The 9,058-nt window shown below is 34.7% G+C and carries 9 protein-coding genes; all 9 read right to left on the bottom strand.

Going from position 1 to position 9,058, the window contains the following annotated elements:
- Positions 1-135: 135 nt before the first annotated feature.
- Complete coding sequence (locus tag MD535_RS05725) at positions 136-492, bottom strand: hypothetical protein (RefSeq protein WP_102333141.1); 357 nt, start codon at positions 490-492, stop codon at positions 136-138.
- Positions 493-868: 376 nt separating this feature from the next.
- Positions 869-994: a transposase gene (locus MD535_RS26290; RefSeq protein ID WP_390902893.1), complete on the bottom strand. Its 126-nt coding sequence runs from the start codon at positions 992-994 to the stop codon at positions 869-871.
- Positions 995-1,067: 73 nt separating this feature from the next.
- Positions 1,068-1,691 carry an AcfA family outer membrane beta-barrel protein gene (locus MD535_RS05720; RefSeq protein ID WP_102333142.1) on the bottom strand — a complete coding sequence of 208 codons (624 nt, stop codon included), beginning with the start codon at positions 1,689-1,691 and terminating at the stop codon, positions 1,068-1,070.
- A gap of 54 nt (positions 1,692-1,745) precedes the next feature.
- A complete protein-coding gene (locus MD535_RS05715) occupies positions 1,746-2,507 on the bottom strand; it encodes a hypothetical protein (RefSeq protein ID WP_265673925.1) in 762 nt (253 codons plus the stop codon).
- Between the two features lie 3 nt (positions 2,508-2,510).
- Entirely contained in the window at positions 2,511-3,590 is a 1,080-nt protein-coding gene (locus MD535_RS05710) for a hypothetical protein (protein WP_265673924.1), read from the bottom strand.
- Between the two features lie 2 nt (positions 3,591-3,592).
- Positions 3,593-4,345 (bottom strand): fimbrial biogenesis chaperone, encoded by a 753-nt coding sequence (locus MD535_RS05705; protein ID WP_265673923.1) that lies wholly within the window; start codon positions 4,343-4,345, stop codon positions 3,593-3,595.
- 15 nt (positions 4,346-4,360) lie between these two features.
- Positions 4,361-7,117, bottom strand: coding sequence for a CS1-pili formation C-terminal domain-containing protein (locus tag MD535_RS05700; protein ID WP_265673922.1), 2,757 nt, complete (start codon positions 7,115-7,117; stop codon positions 4,361-4,363).
- Position 7,118: 1 nt separating this feature from the next.
- Positions 7,119-7,763, bottom strand: coding sequence for a hypothetical protein (locus MD535_RS05695; RefSeq protein WP_237300464.1), 645 nt, complete (start codon positions 7,761-7,763; stop codon positions 7,119-7,121).
- Positions 7,764-7,871: 108 nt separating this feature from the next.
- Positions 7,872-8,414: a hypothetical protein gene (locus tag MD535_RS05690; protein ID WP_265673921.1), complete on the bottom strand. Its 543-nt coding sequence runs from the start codon at positions 8,412-8,414 to the stop codon at positions 7,872-7,874.
- Positions 8,415-9,058: the final 644 nt, after the last annotated feature.

Raw genomic sequence — 9,058 nt, 5'->3', positions numbered from 1 at the left:
CTCCATCGAACTACTTATTAGACAAAGCAAAGAACGCCCCCGCCTCATTAAATGCTTGCGTTTGTTTGGCTTGAATATAGTGAGAGAGATATTTCATGGCTTACTCCTTACGTTAATACAAAAATATCCCAGTAATTAAAACGGACAACGGTGAAACGAAAAGAGGGATCTTGAAGGAGCTGATACATCCTTAACAATAAAATTGTCAGTTAAGTCCGCTATTTTAAAGTGGTGTAAGATACTCTCCTCAACCTCAGCCTGAGTGGATGGGTAGAACTTAGAATCACGCGAAGTAAATCCCGCAATTTTGAGTTCAGCTAATGTAATGTCGCTACACGGCGTAAGAGAAAAGCCGTGCTCTTCTCCCTCTGTTCGCTGAGGAGTACGCAGTAAAGAGATATCATTTTTTGGTAAGCTTTCGTGCCCAGCGGCGAAACGCTGATCGCTGAGCGTCAATTTAGAGATAGTTGGGGTTGGGTTTTGTTGTGCCATGACAAGTTTCCTTTCTGTTTGAGGATGGTGAACAGTCTGCGAGCGACATCCAGTGATGCGAGTAGAAAGGAAAATCGGCACATAAGAAAACAAGCCCTTACTCGACCTTAATTGAAGCCAGTGAAAGGCAATAAGGAGGCACGACGAAGCACAGCTACGCAGTAGCGGAGGCGTTGGGTGATTACTTAATGTCAGATAACAGTGCCATAAGTTATCGCGAGAGGAGGTGTACTTGAACCCTGAAAAGTGTGCAGCGTAATCATTCATGTTACTAAATTGTAAAAAAGACGACAGCTTGCTTGAAAAACAGCGTATGCAGATGATCTTCATCAAAACCTATCGTCTCTATCTCAACACCAAATAAACTTCGCAGTAACTACGGCATAACCTTTCGTAGGTAGCTGCACATACCAGGATTCAGGATTTTCCGACGATACTTAGCTACCCAAACTACGTGATATTTCGTGTAATAAACACTGTAGAGCGATGGATAATATTGCATTTATCCATCGTACCGCCTCCAAAAGCATTCATCCAAGGGTAAACCCGTGGTTTTCTGTATATACAGAATAAAATTAAAAATAATATCTAGTCATCAAATTTAAACTTGTCATTGCATTAAATTTGTCCATTTGATGATTGATGCTAGCCCCAAGTGATAGCATGGGCGAAAAATCATAAACTATAGCCCCACCAATTACACCACCAAAATGATTTTCTTCTAACTTGTGACTCAAAAGTACTTCACTTAGTTCTTCGCCATTTACATTCTGATTGTCAGTTTTTCTAGATTTTGCACGATATTGATTATATGTGACGCCGGTTTTAAGTCTAGCACTCCATTGGCCATCTAATGCGAGCGTATACACTGAAGATAATTCTACTTGCTTAACGTTCATAGATGCATCCCACTCTTTATCGAAATATAGACCAGGGGTATCAACACTAATATCTTTCCGGGACTCACTTATTTTATATTGGCTATAGCTGAGTTCCGCGGCCCATTTTTCATTGAATGAAAATCCCGACGTTGCACTAACAATACCATAATCAAACTCAGGTTTTAAAGTGACGCCATCAGAAAAGTTTGCGTTGAATTGACTCTTGTGAAAACTAAACCCATATTCCAGGCCTATATAAGGTGAAGCTAACGATGTTAATGGAGCCAGAAAAATGGCAATTAATAATAATTTTTGCATAATAACCTACACAATTTAAATTAAAACCTATAACCTTAAAATTTAAAAAAATTCTTACCTTCGACTTGGGTAATATATAATTTCGCTTGGATAAATAAGGTCAATTGAATTTCTTTTTAGCGCTAGTTGCGGATTAGATAATATTAATTCATGTAATGGAACACCTAACTTACGTGAAATAAATGTAAGATTATCACCTTTTATCACGGAATATTTTTTATAATACGTATTTTTTACGCGTTTATCACCATCAAAATTTTTGATACTTGTTGTCGGACGAGATAGAACAATAAAATCATCTTTAACATTATCAACTTGAATTGGATTTATTTCAAACTTATAATTTATTGACAACAGTAATGAATATATATTGTCATTTATATCCGAAATTAAGGTTTGATAACCAGCATCAACATACCAATCCTTGTGAAACTCAAAATGGATACCAACGTTGATTCCTGGATAGATTTCTTTATTAAGATAATTAACTCCTGCGCCCACATAATAAGAGGCATAATCACTTAAAGGAAATACCCTACTAGATCTTAAAAAATAATTGTCAGGATTAAATTCGTTACTAATATTAAGTTTTGACAGTCCCGTTTCTACCAAAAATCTGTCTTGATATATATAGCCGAAAGAAACCTCATAACCATGATATTCATCATACCCTTCACCTGATTCAATTAAGCTTCCAGCATAACCAATGCCAAACTTAATGTTATCGTTAACAGTAACATTATCTTCTTGAGAAAACACTTTACTCGTTACAAGAATAGAAAACATCAAAAAGACTGCTCGATTATATTTTCTCATTATCTATATCTCTGGTTCAATTGCAAAGTTGACAGTATCCATATATTCTCCAGAAGTTAGAGTTGTACCATCTACATCTATATAGCCAAATGCTAAATTAAATATAATTGGATCATTTATTAGAGAGACACCACTCCCGATAGTGACCCATTGATTTAAAATCGTACCACTATCATTAACCAACACTTTATTTTCATTTCGATTAGCACCACAACCTTTACAGTGAATATAATATGGTATTTTAATATTGACATTATTAGTGTTTTCTAAAAAGTAATTATTATCTAAAAGAGATAATCGAATACCATTACTAAAATAACCATCGACTTTAACTTGAACAGCAGCTTCATTACTCGACACAAGTCGACTAGTTGGGTAATAAATAGGTTGTAAAACCACGTTTTCTGGAATCAAATCAACATTCGTAATCCAAACTGGATCATAATCTATTACAATAATAATGACGTCACTGAACTGACGGTAAGTTAGTGTCGACCCGATATAATAAGGTACTTTAATTGAAATAGGCACGGATGCTGAGTAAACACCTTGATTAGAACCATCTAATGCACTTAGAAGCTCAGCATTATCAATAGAAATTATTGGTCGATACAAAACGAATGGCACGGATAATATATCATTATCTATACGGATGTTTGATACACAATTATCTCCCCGAACATCTATAACAGATCCAGAAATAAGTTGAGAGTTACAACCACTACCAATTCCAGAAGAAACTTTTGAGCTTGCAATACCAATAGTGTTGTATTGCATCCCCGTCACAGAAAAACTAGAAACTTCAATTGAATCACTGCCGTTTAAAGTCGAATAGCCAAAAAATTTAATTCCTTTCGCAGGAGGGACTACAAACGTGCTTGGCACCCAACTTTTTACCGTAGGCAATCCCAATGAACTGGCTTCATGCCAATTAGAGATCACCTTCTCATCCGCGGAAATATCGACAGCGTTTTCCCATTGAATGCCGTTAGCACCAACTTTAACTCGATATTCTATTTTTGCCTGTGCTACTGAACTTGAAAAAATAACAATATTAAAAAAAATTAGATAGAATAACTTCATTGTTAATCCTTAAACTCATCGTTTACATTTAATTTACCATGTTTATTAAATGAATTGTCATAGGATGCAACATCAACAGTAATTTCTTTGTTTTCTATTTCAGATGGTAATTGAAAGACCTTCGTTCGGCCTGCAATTACAATATATCTAACAAAACAACCAGAATACATTTTATCATTATCACAACTATTAACAGAAACATATATTAGAGTGTTACTTTTATTTTCAACTACTAAATTATCACCTGTACGATTAATTTTGTATTTTATATCTGGTTTGTCTGTTGGAATAATAAAAACTGGAGAAAAACCATAATTAAGTTGCATAGCGGAACTCATATCAGAGCTATCGCCCGGATCTCGATACGGCGATGGCATAAATGTCACGAAAAACATTAAATCTCGGGAACTATCACATGTCACATTGTAACAAAGACTTCTAATACCTACATTGTTTGACTCACCAGAATGGAGAACTAGCTTATTTTGAGTTGTACTAATTTTCCAGTTTTCTACATTATTAGCGTTATAGGGCGTTTTAATAAAATCAGATCCGTCTTCGTTTACATGAAATTCATCAATATTCGCCGAAATAAACAAAGGCAAGTCACTAGTATTTGTTAATGTTAACAATCCATTCTTTTTTTCGTCTGCAATAATAAACATTTTATCCACAACTAACCCTGACGCTTGGGCCAAAGATAAAAATTGACAAAATACAAAAATCAATACAGAACTTACTTTTAAAAATCTCATATTTGACCTCTTAAATTATTGTTTCGCCACTGGGAAAAAAATATTGTTAATATATTTTCTTTTAGCATTTTCTTTTAATTTCTCTACTGAATCTATATGATTTACGAGCAAATCCGTCATTTTTACTCTATTGTTGGCTATATAAACAGCGTTTAACTGACCAACTGGTTTAGTGATAATATGATAACTATAATTCTCTAACTGTTTAATTATGCCGCTTTGCTCTAATTCTGCATTAGTAAATAATCCGACATAAATCGCTTCATAACCTCTCCCATCAACATTTACAGCAAATACGCCGTCCGTATCCGTTGGCAAACAATAATTCTTACCAAAGTTCATATATACATTATGTTCATTTCTAGGTATAAAACACTCATTCCCATCACTGACTAATCTAAAATCAAACCCTTCTAAAACAGTGACACGATAAACACCATCGATAAGTTGAACAACCGATATACATCCGTCGCCTAAGCATTCTACGTTAGAGACGAAGTTATTATTAATATTATTAAAGCCACTAATAAATGAAACCGTTTTATGTACTTGTGGAACAAATTTTAAAACTTTACCTGGCGTAGAAAAAAACGTCGCATTTTTATCTCCGGTATTGTTTAATCCAACACTCTCAGCATCAAAATTCACTCGATATTGACTATAGCTCGAGAGCGGGATGATATTAAGCGAATCCGTTGTGGATTTCTTAACTAGATTACGCCCATCCTGATTAACCGTCACAAAACCGTTTACTTCTTTATCGATTAAATTCTTATTTTTCTCTTTAATATCCAATGCTAAATAAGATGAAGCCGATTTTGATGAAATATATAGTTCATCAGAAAATATTTGTGTAGAAGATATAGTACCCGTTGCCCCAATAGTACCGTCACTGTTTGCATAAAGCGAACCACCAAAATGTGCTTTATCACCAATACCATTAGCCGTAATCATACCTGTTTGAGAAACTGTGCCTTGGCGCCTGTCATACAAATTACTTATATTTAATGAACTATTAATCAGGTCAGACTCTAATAAATCAGCTTTATTTAGCGTATTAGAGAAGCGATTAGCTGAACTCTTGTCACCCATTACCGACGATATCAAATCGACAGTATCAGATAGTGGTAAAGTCCACATTATCGAAAAAGAACCCTCTTCAAAGTCACTATCAGTTTGAACAGTGATATCGAATGACGAACGGCTAAAAGAATCAAATCTATAACCTAACAATACATCATCATAAATACGCTCACCTTGTTCCAAATTTTCATCTTTACTTAACGTATACACAGCATATAAAGAAGAACCATTATCAAATCTGTAGTTAGATGACCAGAACAACTTTTCATAACTTGATGAATTATAGAGATAAGTAGATAAATATCCTCCTTCACTGTTCATTTTTTCATAATTTAGACTACCCCAATTGGATGAAAACGTCGTGTTCAAAAAATGACCATCGCTAAAAACATGACTATTTAAGACTATATCAGCATCGAAAGACCCAAGTGAATACTGCATGCCAACTTCAAATGCGGCTTCATCTTCAATTACTTTCGTACCAAGGCCTATAAGTAATCTAGGTAATAATTGATAACTAAGACGCCCTTGAACAAACGCTTTGCTTTCTATTTCTTGACCGTTTTCATACTCAATTGTTGAAATTCCATTGCCCGATGACGTTTTTCCAGCTGAAATTAAATAATCAAATTGCCCCTGAGTTAGGCTATCTTCAATACTATTAAAGATGAAGTAAACACCCTGATTTACCGGAGCTCCCCCTGTACGCAAAACCAACTCAACTTCATAACGTCCTGATGGCAATTCATTGTAACTAATAGAATTTTGACCTTGTTCAACATTTCCTTGATATATAATTCGACCATCTCGAATAAGCTCAACATCGCCGCTTTGAGCCGAATAAAAGTTAAACTGTTTATTCGCATTACTCCCGCCGACTATCATATTTTTTGATGAACCTAGAAAAAATGAAGTTTGTGGCATAATTGAACTAGAGCCAGAGAGAAAGTCAGTGGAGTTTACTCTCGGCAAGTATTGAAAATAACCGGATTTTATGAGCTTGTCATCCCAGTCTAAATTATAAGAAATATCATACAAAGTAAAATCGTTTTCTTTATTACTATTTCCAAAACCAACATTAGTGCCAACATTAGATGTGATATACCCATAAGGTAAACCCGCAACCAACTGATCATTAATCGACACAGATGTATCTTGATCCAAATATGATGAAAAATACATATTTACGTTATTTACAATCCCAGAATGCTCGCTATAAGCTGAGTGATAAGAAATCGAATCCGGACCTTTTCCTAAATCTAAAACTTTAGGGTGAACAAACAAATATAATTCTTTATCTCTATTATTGAAAACAAACTCGAAAATTTCAGGATATAATACACACTCAGTAATATACCCGCGACATGAACTTTGGTTAGAAACACCATCCGACAATGCTTTGATTATTTCATCTACATATTTGGCATCAATGCGATTATCGTTTAAAAAGTCACGAATCTTAGAATGACTTTCTACAGTTGTCAGCTTAACTGTTTGATAATTAGACACAAGCAAAATAGGATCTGTAAAGCTACCATCTAAATTTCTAAGTTTTATTTCGTTAATACTATTTCTAAAGAATTCATCAAAACCACTAGGTATGTTATTTTTCAAAGAGCTTGCTTCAACCAATGTAGGAAGTAAACAAATTGCTATCATCGCTTTTATTTTGACGAGTCGAAATAACATATCATAAACCTATAGTAACAGAAAAAGAGAGGCTACCAGCACATTCAGTGTTCATTGCACTACCACTAGGCATCGCTTGTGCAATATCCGATATTGTTAAAAAGCTCAATTCAACCTTGTGGGTATTCTTTTTAACCAATAGCCCATTAGATAGCGAATCTGTTTCAGCGAAATCATCAACTACAACTGAACCATTCGGACTTCCGACTCCGACAAACTGATAATTATCACTGCCAGAACCAACGTTGTTAATTAACGTGGAAACAAATATAGGATTTGCTGATTGTGTGGCTGAAAAATCAACGGCATCATTTAAAAAGTTACCATTTATACAGTGAGCGTCATTCTGAACTAACTCAATTGAATAAGGAACATCAATACTAACATCTGGCATATTAGCAATACCTGAAGGAATATCTGTCTCTATAATTAAATGCACATCTTCTCTTTCAAAACCGCTCTTATCCGACAATAATTTCAAATTGATTTTATTTGGGACAATAGAAACTCCAGTGATTGATTCTGTATACAAATTATAAATTTCAATTTTTGTAGTAACATCTGTGCTACCTCTGAAATATTTTGTTTTTGCAAAGCAATTAGCACTCAACAAAATCAAGCACGTTATATAAACCAGATATCTCATTATTTTTTTCTATAATAATAATAGTACAAGAGTTTATGTACTCTTGTACTATTAACACAATCACACGATCACACGATCAACAATATCATTGACTAGAGACCTAATATCTTAAGCGGCTGTCGCCGATAAATTTACTTCCACAACAATATCACGACCGGCTACTACACTTGGATCCAGAGCTTGCTGATTACTAACTTTAACACCAATTCGATTAAATGATGTATCACTGTAACTCGCGCCTTTGCTTACATTTTCACCATTAATAGACACAACAACAGGAAGCGCACCACCTGCTTGTGCTTGCAAGTCAACACCATCAATATCAGCAATTACATTATCAAGCGTCCAAGTAACAGTACCTCCAGACCAAAGATCACCAGCTACAGGACTTGTAGCGTCTCCACTATTCGCACGCATTTCCAATACAATATGCTCCGAATCGAATGTTGCATTAGGTTGAATATCTAAAAACGCCCCTTTAAATACATCAGCAGATGTAGAACCATTATTACCAGTAATCATGTAATCATTATCAGCCAAATTCGCTCCAATTTGACCATTCCATGTTAATACAGCTGTAGCATCTGCAAATGCAACTTGGCTAGTCAAAGCACTCATCATAACTAACGATAATGCACTAATTTTTTTCATTTTACTTTTCCTTTCTTTTCTTTCTCAAATAAAAAAGTTTTGCTTGCGTTTAAATAAACTAAAAATAATTACAAAATAAAACACTACAACCAAAACTAAAACTAAAACTAAAACTAAAACTAAAACTAAAACTAAAACTAAAACAAGCCTCAATTTCCAAAATATTATACATTAAATAACGAGCATCTAGTTAGCAGATGGGATCTTATCCCATCGCAAATGCTAACCTGGAAATATTTACGTTTGTAGGGATATGTCCCTTATCGATCAAGTTCCCTTAGAGGGGTAAGTATTCAAGACCTCTGTATCGAAAAGCGGAAACCAGAGTATTTTCTTAAAAAACGAGCACTAGCTCTCTGGCTAAGCAACTTAAACACTTATAGATCCTTAAAAAGGATGTACCAGCATCTGAGTGGTTACTCTGGTTAATTAGCTGATGATGCTAAATCTTCCGCGCTTTTTATTTACCCCATTTCGTTCCAATAACACATATTGTCTCGTCTTAAAGTACGTTGACGATTTTAGTAAACCAGAGTAATTCGATGAAGTTAATCACATAGTTTGTAATAGCACATAGAACAGCGTATCTTTCCTTTGTTTTAAGGAGCATGGCGAAGAAACCGCAATAGTGGGAAAGGTATAGA

The sequence above is a fragment of the Vibrio qingdaonensis genome (assembly GCF_026191675.1).
Classification (GTDB): domain Bacteria; phylum Pseudomonadota; class Gammaproteobacteria; order Enterobacterales; family Vibrionaceae; genus Vibrio; species Vibrio qingdaonensis.
The sequence above is the reverse complement of the archived record's forward strand: the minus strand, read 5'-3'. Positions and strand labels throughout refer to the sequence as shown.

Bases quoted from the DNA above. Each gene is read 5' to 3' on its own strand.
- MD535_RS05725 (WP_102333141.1), bottom strand. From the start codon at position 492: ATGGCACAACAAAACCCAACCCCAACTATCTCTAAATTGACGCTCAGC.
- MD535_RS26290 (WP_390902893.1), bottom strand. From the start codon at position 994: ATGCAATATTATCCATCGCTCTACAGTGTTTATTACACGAAATATCAC.
- MD535_RS05720 (WP_102333142.1), bottom strand. From the start codon at position 1,691: ATGCAAAAATTATTATTAATTGCCATTTTTCTGGCTCCATTAACATCG.
- MD535_RS05715 (WP_265673925.1), bottom strand. From the start codon at position 2,507: ATGAGAAAATATAATCGAGCAGTCTTTTTGATGTTTTCTATTCTTGTA.
- MD535_RS05710 (WP_265673924.1), bottom strand. From the start codon at position 3,590: ATGAAGTTATTCTATCTAATTTTTTTTAATATTGTTATTTTTTCAAGT.
- MD535_RS05705 (WP_265673923.1), bottom strand. From the start codon at position 4,345: ATGAGATTTTTAAAAGTAAGTTCTGTATTGATTTTTGTATTTTGTCAA.
- MD535_RS05700 (WP_265673922.1), bottom strand. From the start codon at position 7,117: ATGTTATTTCGACTCGTCAAAATAAAAGCGATGATAGCAATTTGTTTA.
- MD535_RS05695 (WP_237300464.1), bottom strand. From the start codon at position 7,763: ATGAGATATCTGGTTTATATAACGTGCTTGATTTTGTTGAGTGCTAAT.
- MD535_RS05690 (WP_265673921.1), bottom strand. From the start codon at position 8,414: ATGAAAAAAATTAGTGCATTATCGTTAGTTATGATGAGTGCTTTGACT.